This is a genomic window from Amycolatopsis sp. NPDC031561 (assembly GCF_055580625.1).
In genome coordinates this window covers 51,440-64,262 of sequence record NZ_JBVILA010000019.1, presented here as the reverse complement: position 1 = coordinate 64,262, position 12,823 = coordinate 51,440, and the positions used below count along the sequence as shown (strand labels likewise).

Annotated in this window: 15 protein-coding genes; 2 read left to right on the top strand and 13 right to left on the bottom strand. The window is 69.3% G+C overall.

What is annotated here, in order from left to right:
- Nucleotides 1–9: 9 nt before the first annotated feature.
- The 7 genes from ACZ5IK_RS30680 to ACZ5IK_RS30650 form a co-directional block, all read right to left on the bottom strand.
- Complete coding sequence (locus ACZ5IK_RS30680) at nt 10–900, bottom strand: SAM-dependent methyltransferase (RefSeq protein ID WP_465490886.1); 891 nt, start codon at nt 898–900, stop codon at nt 10–12.
- On the bottom strand, nt 867–1,499 hold the full coding sequence (locus tag ACZ5IK_RS30675) for a cysteine hydrolase family protein (protein ID WP_465490885.1): 633 nt from the start codon (nt 1,497–1,499) through the stop codon (nt 867–869). Before ACZ5IK_RS30675 ends, ACZ5IK_RS30680 begins: the two co-directional genes overlap by 34 nt.
- Entirely contained in the window at nt 1,496–2,578 is a 1,083-nt protein-coding gene (locus tag ACZ5IK_RS30670; RefSeq protein WP_465490884.1) for an isocitrate/isopropylmalate family dehydrogenase, read from the bottom strand. The genes ACZ5IK_RS30675 and ACZ5IK_RS30670 overlap by 4 nt, the downstream gene beginning before the upstream one ends.
- A gap of 29 nt (nt 2,579–2,607) precedes the next feature.
- Nucleotides 2,608–3,144 carry an EF-hand domain-containing protein gene (locus ACZ5IK_RS30665; RefSeq protein ID WP_465490883.1) on the bottom strand — a complete coding sequence of 179 codons (537 nt, stop codon included), beginning with the start codon at nt 3,142–3,144 and terminating at the stop codon, nt 2,608–2,610.
- Between the two features lie 14 nt (nt 3,145–3,158).
- Nucleotides 3,159–3,329: a hypothetical protein gene (locus ACZ5IK_RS30660; RefSeq protein WP_465490882.1), complete on the bottom strand. Its 171-nt coding sequence runs from the start codon at nt 3,327–3,329 to the stop codon at nt 3,159–3,161.
- 193 nt (nt 3,330–3,522) lie between these two features.
- Entirely contained in the window at nt 3,523–4,818 is a 1,296-nt protein-coding gene (locus ACZ5IK_RS30655; protein WP_465490881.1) for a flavin monoamine oxidase family protein, read from the bottom strand.
- Between the two features lie 86 nt (nt 4,819–4,904).
- The gene (locus tag ACZ5IK_RS30650) at nt 4,905–6,431 is read right to left on the bottom strand and encodes a PucR family transcriptional regulator (RefSeq protein WP_465490880.1); all 1,527 of its coding nucleotides are present in this window, start codon (nt 6,429–6,431) and stop codon (nt 4,905–4,907) included.
- A gap of 307 nt (nt 6,432–6,738) precedes the next feature.
- Here ACZ5IK_RS30650 and ACZ5IK_RS30645 point away from each other — a divergent pair, with 307 nt between their 5' ends.
- Nucleotides 6,739–8,169, top strand: a complete 1,431-nt coding sequence (locus tag ACZ5IK_RS30645; protein WP_465490879.1) for a purine-cytosine permease family protein — start codon at nt 6,739–6,741, stop codon at nt 8,167–8,169.
- 2 nt (nt 8,170–8,171) lie between these two features.
- Entirely contained in the window at nt 8,172–9,800 is a 1,629-nt protein-coding gene (locus ACZ5IK_RS30640; RefSeq protein ID WP_465490878.1) for an amidohydrolase, read from the top strand.
- 10 nt (nt 9,801–9,810) lie between these two features.
- Here ACZ5IK_RS30640 and ACZ5IK_RS30635 read toward each other — a convergent pair whose 3' ends face one another.
- The 6 genes from ACZ5IK_RS30635 to ACZ5IK_RS30610 form a co-directional block, all read right to left on the bottom strand.
- On the bottom strand, nt 9,811–10,197 hold the full coding sequence (locus tag ACZ5IK_RS30635; protein ID WP_465490877.1) for a DUF5684 domain-containing protein: 387 nt from the start codon (nt 10,195–10,197) through the stop codon (nt 9,811–9,813).
- Between the two features lie 205 nt (nt 10,198–10,402).
- Entirely contained in the window at nt 10,403–10,660 is a 258-nt protein-coding gene (locus ACZ5IK_RS30630) for a hypothetical protein (protein ID WP_465490876.1), read from the bottom strand.
- A 207-nt stretch (nt 10,661–10,867) separates the two neighbouring features.
- Nucleotides 10,868–11,062, bottom strand: coding sequence for an ANTAR domain-containing protein (locus ACZ5IK_RS30625; protein ID WP_101609178.1), 195 nt, complete (start codon nt 11,060–11,062; stop codon nt 10,868–10,870).
- Between the two features lie 225 nt (nt 11,063–11,287).
- Entirely contained in the window at nt 11,288–11,731 is a 444-nt protein-coding gene (locus ACZ5IK_RS30620) for a hypothetical protein (protein WP_465490875.1), read from the bottom strand.
- 111 nt (nt 11,732–11,842) lie between these two features.
- The gene (locus tag ACZ5IK_RS30615; protein ID WP_465490874.1) at nt 11,843–12,238 is read right to left on the bottom strand and encodes a RidA family protein; all 396 of its coding nucleotides are present in this window, start codon (nt 12,236–12,238) and stop codon (nt 11,843–11,845) included.
- Nucleotides 12,239–12,273: 35 nt separating this feature from the next.
- Complete coding sequence (locus ACZ5IK_RS30610; RefSeq protein ID WP_465490873.1) at nt 12,274–12,753, bottom strand: RrF2 family transcriptional regulator; 480 nt, start codon at nt 12,751–12,753, stop codon at nt 12,274–12,276.
- Nucleotides 12,754–12,823: the final 70 nt, after the last annotated feature.

Genomic DNA, 12,823 nt, shown 5'->3' with positions numbered 1-12,823 from the left:
CTGTCACGGTCAAGGCTTGCTCGCGAAGACCCACCTGTTGCTCGCCAGTGCGTCGTCCGGCTCGGGCCGTGGGCCGCGCCCGAACTGGCGAGTGAAGTCGAAGGGCGTCTTGACCTCGGTGGACCACCCCCTGCTCCCGAGGTCTCTCGTGGAATCGGGGCGTGGTTCACCGTCGAACAGGGTGAGCAGGTCGACCCCGATCCGCTGTTTCGCCGAGGTGTAGACGGCGTTGGCCCGGACTTCGGGGCGTTCCACGCCGAGTTTGACTTCGAACGCCAGTGAACTGCCTTCGGCGCTCAGGCTGTCCACGGTGTCGATGAGGCCGCGCTCGGCGGCACCGGACAGGTAGAGCATGAGGCCCTCGGCCAGCCAGACACTCGGCACCGCCGGATCGAACCCGGCGGCGATCAGGGTGGCCGTCCAGTCGCCGCGCAGGTCGCCCGCGATCGGCACGCGCCGCGTTTTCGTCATGGCACCCAGGTTGTCGAGGACGTCCTGTTTGAATCCCAGCACCGGCCCGCGGTCGATCTCGAACAGCACACAGCCCGCGGGCCAGTCGAGCCGGAAGACTCGCGAGTCGAGGCCCGCGCCGAGGAGCACGACCTGACGTCCTCCGGCCCGCGCCGACCGGAGGACGAAGTCGTCCAGAACCCGGGTTCGCAGACCGAAGTAACGGCCGAGCCTGCCCCACAGGGGATCGGCGTCCCCGTCCGGGACCTGCTCCATGCGTAACGGCCAGTCTTCGCAGGTCCGGGCGGCACGCACGAAATGCTCCGCGAAGCCGTCCCGGGCGAGCGAGTCCGGGCGATGGGTTTCGATCGCGCGGGCGGCGGCGACCATGAGCGCGGTCCGGCCGACACCCAGTTCTATCGCGCCGCCGTCGTGCTTCGTACCGGCCAAGGCTCCTGCCTTTCGGGCGATGACCACACTTCCGGATCGTCGAGGATGGCCAGACGAGCGCCGTAGACAGTGCCCATGAAGCCCAGGATCGTGTCGTCGGGCAGGTGGAGACTCGTCGTGCAGTCGGTCAGGACGGTCACGTGGAACCCTTGCTGGAACGCCGTCCGCGCGGTGGAGTCCACGCAGACATCCGTGTAGAGACCCGCGAACACCAAGTGCCCGAAACCGTTCCGGACGAGGTACTCCTCGAAACCGTCGGTGAGGAAGGCGTCGAAGCGCGCGTTCTTGGTGAAGACACGTTCGCCGCCGGCAGGCGAGACCCGATGGAATTCCGCGCCCCAGGTACCTTCCCGGCACTTGGGGCGTTTTCCGAGCATCAGGTCCCGATGCCGCCAGCTCGGGCCTTGATGCTCGACGTCACCGTGGAACCGGACGAAGACGACCTCGACGCCGCGAGCCCTCGCCACGTCCACCGCCCGCGCGGCACCGGCCGTCGCGGCGTCCACTGTGGAGAGATCGCCCGCGTACCCGGCCGCCACGACCGGCCCGGTGCAGAAGTCGTTCTGCAGGTCCATGACGACCAGCGCCGTCCCGGTCACCCTTCCGCTGCCGAGAGGACGTCGGCGGATCGCCCGGGTTGCTTCAGCAGGTCCACCACGGCCTCCGTCACCTCCGTGGTCGAGTGGGGTCCGCCGAGATCCGGAGTCGTGATTCCCTGGCGTCCGACGGATTCGAGAGCGTCCTCCGTGCTCTTGATCGCGCCCGCGCAGCCGGCGTGCCGTTCCGCGATCGCCGCCGCCGCCCGGATGGTCGCCACGGGATTGACGATGCCCAGGCCCGCCAGGTCGTCCGCGGAACCGTGCACGGTCTGGTACTCGACAAGTCCGGCGACGTCGGGATGCAGGTGGATGTTCTCCGTGTAGCGGTTTTCCTGCCGTTCGGAGCCCAGCCGGTCCAGCAGGACCACGTGCATGATGTCGGCCCATTCGTTGGCGCCGATGATGACGGTGCGCCGCGGCAACCCGTGCTCGATGAGGTTGCGGTTGACCGTGTCCGGCTGGGCGAGGGCGATCTCCACGCCGTGCCGTGCCGCGATCTCCTCGACCCAGTCACCGAGAGCACCGTCGAGGAGATGGAACTTGTAGGCCATGACCACCCGTTCCACCTGCTCGCCGGGCCACTGCCGCCGCGCCTGCTCCAGGGCGGCGGCGACCACCTTCGCGGTGATCTCCTTGCTGAACTTCATGGTGCGATGGACGACACCGGGGCTGTGGCTGTTCTCGCCGGTGTAAAAGCCCTGGGCTTCGTCGCGCACCATCAACAGCGACGAGTCCTGATCCTCGATGAGGTCGGTCTTCACCGCCTGCAGTCGCTCGCGGACCAGGTACAACGACTGGGCGTTGATCGCCGTGCGGAAGACGGCGGTGGTGCCCGCGAGTGCCCGGGCGCGGCAGAACCGCTCGTAGTGGTCGGCGTCCTGCCGGGTCAGGTCCGCGATCTCCGCGAAGCCGCTTCCTTCGGCCTTGAGGGAGAAGTACGAGTGGTACAGCCTGGGCGAGCGCACAATGCGGATGGTCGTCGAAGACGCCTTCCCGAGGGTGCTCAGGACACGTTCGAAGACGTTCGCGAGTTCCGGTCCGGTTCCGCGGCCGACGGCCAGTCCGATGGTGGGGTCCACCGTGCTCCTTCGCTGGTCGGATTCCGGATTCAGGCCGTGGGCGCGCCGCTGACCAGGTGGTCGCCGGGGATGCCCGTCTTCGAGGGGCTGTAGTAGTCCCTGATCCCGGCTACCCAGGTCGAAACGGTGATCTGGTCTGACGCGGAGGGGCCGAAGGCGTCGAAGAGCGCCTCGATGTTGGCCCGTTCGAAGCCGATCGCCGTCATGAGCGCGTGGAAGACGTGGCGCTCGATGAGACCGTCTCCGTCCGGGTCGCCCAGCGCCGCCAGCGACTCGGCGAAAACCCTGATGGTCGAGTCGAATCGTTCCGGCGACAGGACGACGGCGGTGTACTCGTCGAAAGTGATCTCACCGTCGCGGTCGACGTCCAGTTCCTCGGCCAGGGTCCGCCAGTACTGCCGGAACGCCGCCCGCATCGCGTCCTTGGCCGCCGCGCCGGATTCGGGTGCCGCCTCGACGACGTCGGCGGCCATGATCTCGAAGTCTTCGGCTTCGAGATGCCCGTTCCCGTTGCGGTCGAACAAAGTGAAGATGAGCGTGACACGTTCGAGGGCATCCGTCGACATCAAGGAACCATCCTTTACTCGAAGCGAAAGGGAATGGCGAAATGTTCGGTCGTGACTATGCCAGCGGCGGCATCGAGGAAATACACGAAGAACCCGGCCGCCACCGTAAAGTGTGAACCAGCACCGAACAGGGCCGGAATGCCCGAAAGCACGTTGTTTCGGCTTCGCCGACGTGCAGCGCCCATACCGGACCCGTACCGAAGACACTCTCGGTCTTCGTTCTCACCGCCAGGGCTCCATCCTCCGGCAGCACCGAAGTCCTGATCGGGTCCCCGGCCGCGACCCACTGTCACAGGACTCGCGGCGACGCCGGATTCGAAGCCTTACTCCGAATATCGGATTCGGAGAATGGCATTCTCGAGCGGACCGACCGGGTCGTCACAGCACCGCAAGCAGCTCGGCGGCGGCGCGGCGACCGCTGTCGATCGCACCGTCGATGAAACCCGGCCACCGCTGGGCGGTGTGGGCACCGGCGAAGTGCACCAAGCCCTCCGGCACGGCTAGATCCCCTTCGTAACGGGAAATCTGCCCGGCCCGGAAGGTCGTCCAGGTGCCACGCGACCACTCGTCGTCCACCCATTCGTACGTGGTCGCGGCGACGACATCGGCCTCGGGCGCGAACTCGCGCACCGCCCGCTGCACGTCCGCCACGTCGTGCCCGTCCACCCGGTCGTGTTCGGGCGCGAAGCACACCAGCACGACGCCCTCGGGCACGGTGTACATCGCGCCCACGTAGTCGAACTCGGTACCCCAGCCGTATCCGCTCAGGTCGTCCGGCACGTTGCGGGCCAGCGCCCACACCTTCTGCCCCTGCCCGGCGTGGTTCTCGGTGGAGATGGCCAGCTTCGCCGGGGACAGCGCGGGCGTGAACTCGATGTGCCGCTGCACGCCGATGGGAACGGTGACCAGCACCCGCCGCGCTGTGACCTCTCCGCCGTCGTGTCCGACGACGACGTGGTCCGCCTCCTGGCGCACCCACCGCACGGGCGTGCTCAGCCGGATGTCCGCACCGCCGTCCTCCGCCAGCGCCGTCGCGAGCGAGACGGTCCCGTCGTCGAAGGTCCGGCCGAGCACGCTCGCCCGGACCATGCCCCAGACGGAGTTGCCCATCGCGGCGATCCAGCGCAGGATGTCCAGCGCGGAGCCGGTGTCGGCGGAAGCGTTGCCGCAGCCGCAGAACCAGGAGATCAGCAGTTCCCGCGCGTTGCCCTTCAAACCGGCTTCGTCGGCCCACTGCCGGATCGGCACGTCGAGGTCGGCCAGGCCCTGTCCGGAGAGCGGGCTGTCCACGTCGAGCCGGGCGCCGGCCGCCACCAGGGCGCGCACCGCGAGTTCCAGGTCCTCCAGTTCGCCGGGCGGCACCGGAAGCAGTGACTTCAGCACGGTGCCGCGATCCGACCAGGTCATCCGGGCGGGCAATTCGCTGTCGCTGACCGCGATCCCGTACCGGCGGACCTCTTCGGTGACGAAGGTCTGCTCGGGGACGATCCACGTACCGCCCATCTCCAGCCCGACTCCGTCGAACAGGTCGGTCCGGTACCAGGTACGGCCGCCGATCCGGTCACGCGCCTCCAGCACGCGCACCGATCGCCCGGCCGAGCCGAGATCACGTGCGGCCGTCAGCCCGGCGAAGCCCGCGCCCACGATCACGACATCGACTTCCGGAGAACCCATCGAACACCTGCCTTCTGTCAGCGTGCCCGGCAACGTACGTGCGCCGTCCCGCCCCGGTCGATGGACGCGAAGTCCAATCTGGCCGGTCAATGTGGACGCGACGGCGAATCCCTTCCGGTGTCGGCGTAGGCGAGCGCGTCCCGGGCCTCCAGCGCGAGCCACAGCTCGTAGCGCGCGGAGGCGGTCGTCAGCGTCCGGCCGGTGAGCTGCTCGATCCGGTCGATGCGGTTGCGCACGGTGTGCCGGTGCACGCCGAGGCGCTGCGCCGTGACGTCCCAGGCGGAGTTGGCGTCCAGCCACGCGCGCAACGTGGCCAGCAGCTGCTCCCGCTGGTCGGCGGCGTCGACCGGCGCCAGCACGGTGTCGGCGAACGAGGCCAGCAGCTCCGGCGGTCCCAGGGTGAGCAGCAGCCTGCTGGTGCTGTGCTCCCCGGCCTCGGCGGGACGGCCAAGACGAACGCTGGTGGCCAGTAGCGCCCGTGCCTGCCGAAGCGAGACGGCCGCCGAGCCCGGCCGCAGTGCCGCGCCGACGCCGGCCGGGCGCCCCGGCGCGAACCGGTCGAGCAGCGCGGTCACCTCCACTTCGTCGACGACCAGCGCCTCCACGGTGTCCTCGGACCACCGCACGAGGCCACCGGGCAGCACGAGGGCGAGATCGGCCGCCAGGTCGTTCGCTTCCCCTGTCCCGGCGACCACCGCCAGGCCGCGCACCGAGGACGCGGCCAGCCCGAACGCGGTCAGGACGGACTCGGCCCGATCGTCGGGCAGCCCGTCCAGCAACCGGGCCAGCGCCTCCGCACCGGCTCGCCGTCGCGGTTCGTCGGCCAGGTGCCTGCGCTCCAGTTCCAGTGTCAGCAACGAAACCAGCGCGGCGTCCAGCGTGCCCGGCTGTGGCTGGGGCGGCCGGGCGAGCAGCACGTGCCCGCGCAGCCGCCGGGCGCCGATCGGCTGCACGGCCACGGTCAGCCCGTCCGCCGCGACCGACGCGCTGCCCAGCAACCCGCGGGCGCCCACCTCGTCCAGCACCGTGCTCCCGGCGGCGAGCAGGGCGGACGCGGACTCGCCGACGGCGACCAGTTCGCGGCCGAGCAGGTCGGTCACCACGGCGGCACGACCGGTCGCGTGCAGCCACACCTTGAGGATCGCGTTCAGGCCACCGCCCGAAGTCGCCGCGACGGTGAGCCTGCGCTGCACGTCGACGGTGTGCTCCAGGGCGCGCCGGTCCTCGGCGGCCAGCGCGGCGAACACCGCCTTGGTGACCGCGATGAACGGCACCTCGTCCGGCACCACGAGCAGCGGCAGCCCGGCGGCTTCGGCGGCGGCCACCAGCTCGCCGGGCGGCTCCCGGTGCGGCTGGCCGTGACCGACGCCGAACGCCAGCGCCGCCGCGCCGCCCTCGACCACGTCCCGCACGAAACCCCGGCAGGACCGCCGGTCCGTCGGCAGCACCACACCGGCCGTCATCAGCAGTTCCCCGCCCTGCAGCCATTCGCCGGGGCGGGCCAGCTCCGAGACGTGCGCGGCCTCGATCACCCGGTCCCGGCCACCCTCTCCGGCGACCAGGGTCAGGCGGAGCTCGCGCACGGCGAGCAGGGCGGCGACAGTCAGCGGCATGGACGCAGTGTCCACCGTCACGCGCAAAGTTCAACCCCGCGTCCATCGACGTGACCGGGCGGACCGCCCTACCGTCCCCACACCCCGTGACCCACGTCTCAGGGCCAGTTAGCAGAGCTGAGATGGACCCGCGAACAGGACCAAGTGTGAACCCGCCCCGGCCGAAGGCCCCGCTATCGCGGTGGCAGGACGCCTTACCCGCCAACGCGGGCGTGGAAGACCAGGCAGCGTCCTGCCGACGTCGATCGCGGACGCGGGTTCACCAACAGACACTCAGTCCAAAGAGGACACCGCTGGAGGCCCCGCCGTGATCCAAGACCCCGCCGGTAGAGCGATACCCGAACCCGTTTCCGCACAGGCCACCCGGATCGAGACGCACGGCATCGACGTCATCGGCGACGAGGAGCGGCACGGCCGGGCGCGCGACCTGTTCGGCGTGTGGGCCGCACCGAACGTGAGCTACCTCAGCCTGGTGGTCGGCGGCGCGCTCGTGGTGCTGGGCCTGAGCCTGTGGCAGGCACTCGGCGTGATCCTGGTCGGCAACCTGTTCTGGGTGCTGGTCGGGCTGATCTCGGTCAGCGGCCCGGCCGCGGGCACGCCGAGCTCGGTCATCACCCGGACCATGTACGGCGTTCGCGGCAACCGGGTGCTGGTCACGTTCAACGGCTCGCTGATCTCCGTGTGTTACGTCGCGCTGAGCCTGTCGGCCGCGTCGGTGACGGCGTTCAGCCTGTGCTCCAGGTTCGGCCTGGAACTCGGCACGGTGGGCAAGACGCTGGTCATCGTCGGCGTGGCGGCGGTGACGCTGGCGATCAGCGTCTACGGGCACGCCACGATCATCCGGCTGTACATGCCGCTCGCCGCGGCACTCGCGGTGGTGTTCGCGGTACTGGCGTTCTTCGTGCTGGGCAACGCCGACTGGAGTCACCGGCCGCCGCAGGAACTCCAGGGACCCGATCTATGGGCGGCGCTGGCCGCGGGGCTGGCCATGGTCGCCTCGGCCCCGCTGTCCTACAGCACCAGCGCCGACTTCGCCCGCTATCTGCCGCGCACCGCCAAGCCGTCGGCCATCGTCGGCTGGACGGCGGCGGGCGCGTACCTGCCCAGCGTCCTGTGCACGGCGCTGGGCGCGGTCGCCGCCACCACACTGGACATGAGCGACCCGCAGACCGCACTCACCGGCCTGCTGCCGGGCTGGTTCTCCCCGATCTTCCTGATCGCCATGATCCTGGGCGCGATCGCCAACAACGCGCTGATCATCTACAGCTCGGGGCTGGCGCTCCAGGCGATCGGGATGCGCGTCCGCCGGTCGCGCAGTGTGCTGTTCTACGGCACGGTCAGCATCCTGCTGACCATGTACGCGCTGCTGGTCTCGAACTTCCTGGACACGGTCAGCCGGATGCTGCAGATGATGGTGGCGGTGCTGGCCCCGATCATGGCCATCTACGTCACCGATCTGCTGCTGCGGCGCAACCGGTACGACGGCCACGCGCTCAGCGATCTCGGCCGGAGCAGCCCGTTCTGGTACCGGGGCGGGGTCAACTGGGCCGGTTTCGCCGCGCTGGTGGCAGGCGCCGCGTTCGCCATCGAGTTCCTGGCCGTTCCCGGCGTGCACATCGGGTTCCTGGCCGAGCTGATGGGCGGGATCGACCTGTCGCTGCCGGTGGGGCTGATCGTCCCATCGCTGATCTACGTCCTGGCGACGCGTTCGTCGTTCGACCGTTCACCCGAGGAGTGACAGTGAGCAAGCCGGAACAGGTCCACTACCGGGGCGGCCGGATCTTCACCGCCGACGAGCCCGCGTGGGCGGAGTCCATGGTCGTGCGCGGGGAGTCGATCGAGTTCGTCGGCGACACCGCGACGGCCGACGGTCTGGCCGACGGCGCGCGGCTGGTGGACCTCGGCGGGGCGTTCGTGCTGCCCGGTTTCGTGGACGCGCACACCCACCTGCTGGGGATGGGTGAGGCACTGCGGCAGGTCGACCTGTTCGACGCCGCCGACGTGGCCGAGATCCAGGCCAGGATCAGGGAGACGGCGGCCGCCGACCCCGGCACGCCACGAATCCTGGGCCGCAGCTGGTTGTTCGGCGCGCTGGACGGCCGCGGACCGGACCGCGGCATGATCGACGCGGCCGTGCCGGACCGCCCGGTCTACCTCGCCGCCAACGACCTGCATTCGACGTGGGTCAACAGCGCCGCGCTGCGGGAACTCGGGATCACGGCGGACACCCCCGACCCGATCGGCGGCCGGATCGGCCGCGACGAGGCGGGCGAGCCGGACGGCATGCTGTACGAGGCGGCCGCGTTGCAGCTGGCGCGGCGGTTCCTCGACGCGCAAGCAGGCGACGACGAGCGCGACGCCGCACTGGCCTCGACGTTCGAGCAGTATCTGTCCGACGGCGTGACCGGCGCGGTGGACATGGGGCTGGGGCAGGACGACCTGGACGCGCTGGAGCGGGCACTGGCCCGCGGCGGCGGCCGGTTGCCGCTGCGGGTGGCCGGGCACTGGCTGGTCGAGCGGACCGGCAGCACCGAGGACGATCTGCGGCAGGTCCGGCGGGCGGCGGAGCTGGCCGGGCGGCTGTCCGGGCCGTGGTTGCGGGTCACCGGTATCAAGCTGCTGGTGGACGGCGTGATCGACAGCTGTACGGCGGCGATGAAGGCCCCGTTCGCCGACGGCAGTCACCCCGGGCCGATCTGGGACCTGGCCGCGCTGTCCCCCGTCGTGGCGGCGGCGGACGCGGCCGGGTTGCAGGTGGCAATGCACGCGATCGGCGACGAGGCGTCGGACATCGCGCTTTCCGCGCTGGAGCACGCGATCGAGGTCAACGGGCCGCGCGATCGGCGGCACCGGCTCGAGCACGTCGAGGTGGTGACCGAAGAGAACGTGCGCCGACTCGCCAGGCTCGGCGTGGTCGCGTCCATGCAGCCGGTGCACGCCGACCCGGCGATCCAGGACAACTGGCGGGCGGTGCTCGGCGACGACCGCGTGCGGCGCGGATACCCGTGGCCGGAGCTGACCGCCGCCGGCGCGGTGCTCGCTTTCGGCTCCGACGCGCCGACCGCGCCCCACCCGCCGCTGCCGAACATGTTCATCGCCACCACCCGGCGATCGGCGTCCGATCCCGGGCTGCCGCCCAACATCCCGGAGTACGCCCTGCCCATGGCCGACGCCCTCGCGCACGGCACCCGGCACGCCGCGTACTCGTGCCGGTGGGAGGGATTGACCGGGCGCCTGGCACCGGGGCTGGCGGCGGACTTCGTGGTGCTGGACCGTGATCCGTTCGCCGAGGGCGCTGACTCGCTGTTGCAGACCAAGGTCCGGTTGACCGTGGTCGCGGGTGAGGAGCGTGCCGGAACGCTGTCCTGATCCGCGGACCTCAGGCGTTGGCGGCGGGTGGGGCGGTGTAGCGGGCTTGGCCGAAGCCGATGATGAGGTAGCCGATGATGGAGAACAGGAACAGGCCGAAGAACCCGAAGACGCCGCTCTTGCCGAATGCCTTCGCGACGTCGATCGAGACGATGATCGCGATGACGATGTTGACCACCGGGATGAGCAACAGGATCAGCCACCATCCGGAGCGCCCCGCGACCTTCAGCAGCGTGTAGGCGTTGTAGAACGGGATGATCGCCGCCCAGCCGGGCCGCCCGGCCTTGGTGAACACCTTCCACAGCGCGATGATCATGAGCACTGTGAAGATCAGGCCCGAGGCTCCCCAGCCGAAGCCGAGGTCGGGGGTCGTGACGGACGTCGTCTCTTGGTGCACGGAGCTGGTGTCCTTCCGGAAGCGGGCTGCCAGGCCGGTGACATTAGCGCCGGCAAGACACCTTCGCAGCGGAGAAGACACCGACGGTGGAGACGTTCACGGACCAGGCTGAACGCGCAGAACGCCAGATGACCGGACGGTCAGGTGAGATCGCCGCCGTTCGGCGACTGTTGCTCGCTTTCGGTGTCGGAGGAGAAATCGACGGTCACGTTCGGAAGCGCAGATACCGCATTCCCACAGCTACCGCGGCGCAGAACACCAGCCCGACGATGACCAGGACTCGGCGCGCACCCTTCGGTTTCGGCTCCCGGGACTCCATCGACACCCCGAAACCCAGTAGTGCGCCGAACAGCACGCCGATGACACCCCCCGTCACCGGGTTCAACCAACCCACTTCGGCGTCGCTCGCGGAGCCGTACCACGCACCCAACGCGCCGAAGACCGCGGCCGGAACGGCGGTCATCACTCCACCGTGACCCGCTATCCAGCGTCTGCGTCGGTGTCGCCGTTCTGCCGGGACAGCTTGTTCATCCACTCCACTGGACATGACCGCATGCTTCCCGATCCGGCCGCCCCTCAAACCGGCCGATCGTCGCGGCATCACCTGAGCCTCCGATGACGATGGCTGCACTTTCCTGCCCAGGCGGGGCCACCACCCGAACAAAGGCGCTCACTTCAGGCACCGCGCGGCTTCGGCAAACTCCACACCGCCTTCCTCGGCGCACAATGCCAACAAGGAGGCCGCGGTGTGATCGTCGATCTCGTGCCGTCGCATCAGTGTGCTCTTGGCCTGCTCGATCGCCGCCATCTCCCGCCACAGCAGTGCACGCCACTCGGCGTCATCAACCTTCGCCTCCGTCGCCATAGGTCGAGGATCTCGCAGTCACACCTCTTCCGGAACCCCGTTCGGGGAGGGTGACCAGGACGAGTGAACCCTGATCACGATCGGCCTAACAACACGCCGCGCGCGGCGATCCGGGCAGACATCGACTTGCCGTCGCGCAGCCTGAATGGGGAAAGCCGGTCGAATGTCCACGGTCGATGAACGTCGACCGTGGACATTCGACCGGCTGGTCCCTGTGACGCGTGATCAGTCCGGGTAGTCCACGCTCATCCCCCGCAGCCCCGTGGTGTCCTGCGGGCAGTTCACCTTCGATTCCTCGTTCTTGTTCGCCCAAGCGCCGAAGTACCACCGGTATGTAGGTTGGGTGTGCGTACGGCACTCCGCCGCGGCCCGGTGCGCGCGCTGGGTGCACTTCGACGAAACCGCCCAAGAGCCCGTACTCCGCCACACCTTGCAGTCGGGTGGGATGGCCTGGGTCGACGCGGACACGGCTGGCGCCGCGGTCATCAACAGGCCCGCGACCATCGCCATCACCGCCGCCGTGGCCGCCCTGGTCGCGACTCCTGCTCGCACTGTCGGCCGAATGCTCATCAAGTCCTCCCTCACGGTGGCGAGGTCCAGCGGATCCGGACTCACCACCGGCTTCACGCACCTGCCGACGAGGGCGTTGCCGCCGACAAGCGTGATCACCCGGATGGAGTCCTGGTACTCGGCGACACCCTGCTCACCCGCGCGGACGGCTCTTGCGGCCGGTCACCTTGTTGTAGATGACCAGGACGATCGTCCGCAGCAGGCCGAGTGCTATGGCCGGACCGCGACGGCGTCCACTTCGAAGAGCATGTCCGGGAAGGCGAGGGCCGCCACCCCGAGGAGAGTCTGCGTGGGCGGCCGCTTGCCCCAGATCTGGCCGATGAGCCTGCCGATGGTCTCGAGCTTGGCGGCGTCATGCTCGACGATGTAGGTACGGAGCTGGACGACGTGGCTGAAGTCGAGACCCACCTCCGCCAGGGCGGTGCGCAGGTTCGCCAGCGACTGTTCGACCTGTTCGGCGAAGTCGCTCGACGTGACCTGGCCGCTGCCGTCGGAGGCGTACTGCCCTGCGATGAAGACGAGCTCACCGGAGGTGGTGGCGATGTGGCTGTATCCGAACCCCACCGGATCGTGCAGCCCTGCCGGGTTGATGATGTCGTGCGCCATGGAATTGCCTTTCGCTGAGTGTCGTTTACTGGGATTCAGTCCTGGACGCCCGTGAACCAGCGGCGGGTGCGTTCGGGTACACCGGGGGCATCTCGTTCCACCCGCACCTTGATATCGGCGACGGTCTGCCCGGCGAGCTCGGTCCGCCACGCGAGTTCCGCCTTGCGCATGGCCTGGTCGATCAGGCAAGGCTTCCGGTAGTCGTCCCGCGCCGCGCCTTTCGGTCCCTGTCTGCGGATCTCGGTGCAGAGGAAGGCCCGCTCGGCACCTTCGATCGCGGTGACCACGTCCATCAGCGTGATCTGCTCGGGTCCACGGGCGAGCCGGAAGCCGCCCCGGGGGCCACGGGTCGAGTCGACGATCCCGTCCCTGGCCAGCGCCTGCAGCTGTTTGTTGAGATAGGCCGTCGGCAGGCCGTGGAACGCGGCCAATCTGGCCACGGGTACCGCGGCTCCGGGATCGAGCCAGCTCAGGTTCAGACAGCAGTGCAGAGCCCACTCCACACCTTCACCCATCCTCATAATTCTGGATACTACATGTCCAGAATTAGGGTCGCACCGAGCCGGCGCTGTCGACCGCGGTCCA

What these genes read in the sequence shown, in the direction of transcription:
- ACZ5IK_RS30665 (WP_465490883.1), bottom strand. Translation starts at nt 3,144, where the DNA reads ATGTCGACGGATGCCCTCGAACGTGTCACGCTCATCTTCACTTTGTTC.
- ACZ5IK_RS30660 (WP_465490882.1), bottom strand. Translation starts at nt 3,329, where the DNA reads ATGGGCGCTGCACGTCGGCGAAGCCGAAACAACGTGCTTTCGGGCATT.
- ACZ5IK_RS30655 (WP_465490881.1), bottom strand. Translation starts at nt 4,818, where the DNA reads ATGGGTTCTCCGGAAGTCGATGTCGTGATCGTGGGCGCGGGCTTCGCC.
- ACZ5IK_RS30650 (WP_465490880.1), bottom strand. Translation starts at nt 6,431, where the DNA reads ATGCCGCTGACTGTCGCCGCCCTGCTCGCCGTGCGCGAGCTCCGCCTG.
- ACZ5IK_RS30630 (WP_465490876.1), bottom strand. Translation starts at nt 10,660, where the DNA reads ATGACCGCCGTTCCGGCCGCGGTCTTCGGCGCGTTGGGTGCGTGGTAC.
- ACZ5IK_RS30625 (WP_101609178.1), bottom strand. Translation starts at nt 11,062, where the DNA reads ATGGCGACGGAGGCGAAGGTTGATGACGCCGAGTGGCGTGCACTGCTG.
- ACZ5IK_RS30615 (WP_465490874.1), bottom strand. Translation starts at nt 12,238, where the DNA reads ATGGCGCACGACATCATCAACCCGGCAGGGCTGCACGATCCGGTGGGG.
- ACZ5IK_RS30610 (WP_465490873.1), bottom strand. Translation starts at nt 12,753, where the DNA reads ATGGGTGAAGGTGTGGAGTGGGCTCTGCACTGCTGTCTGAACCTGAGC.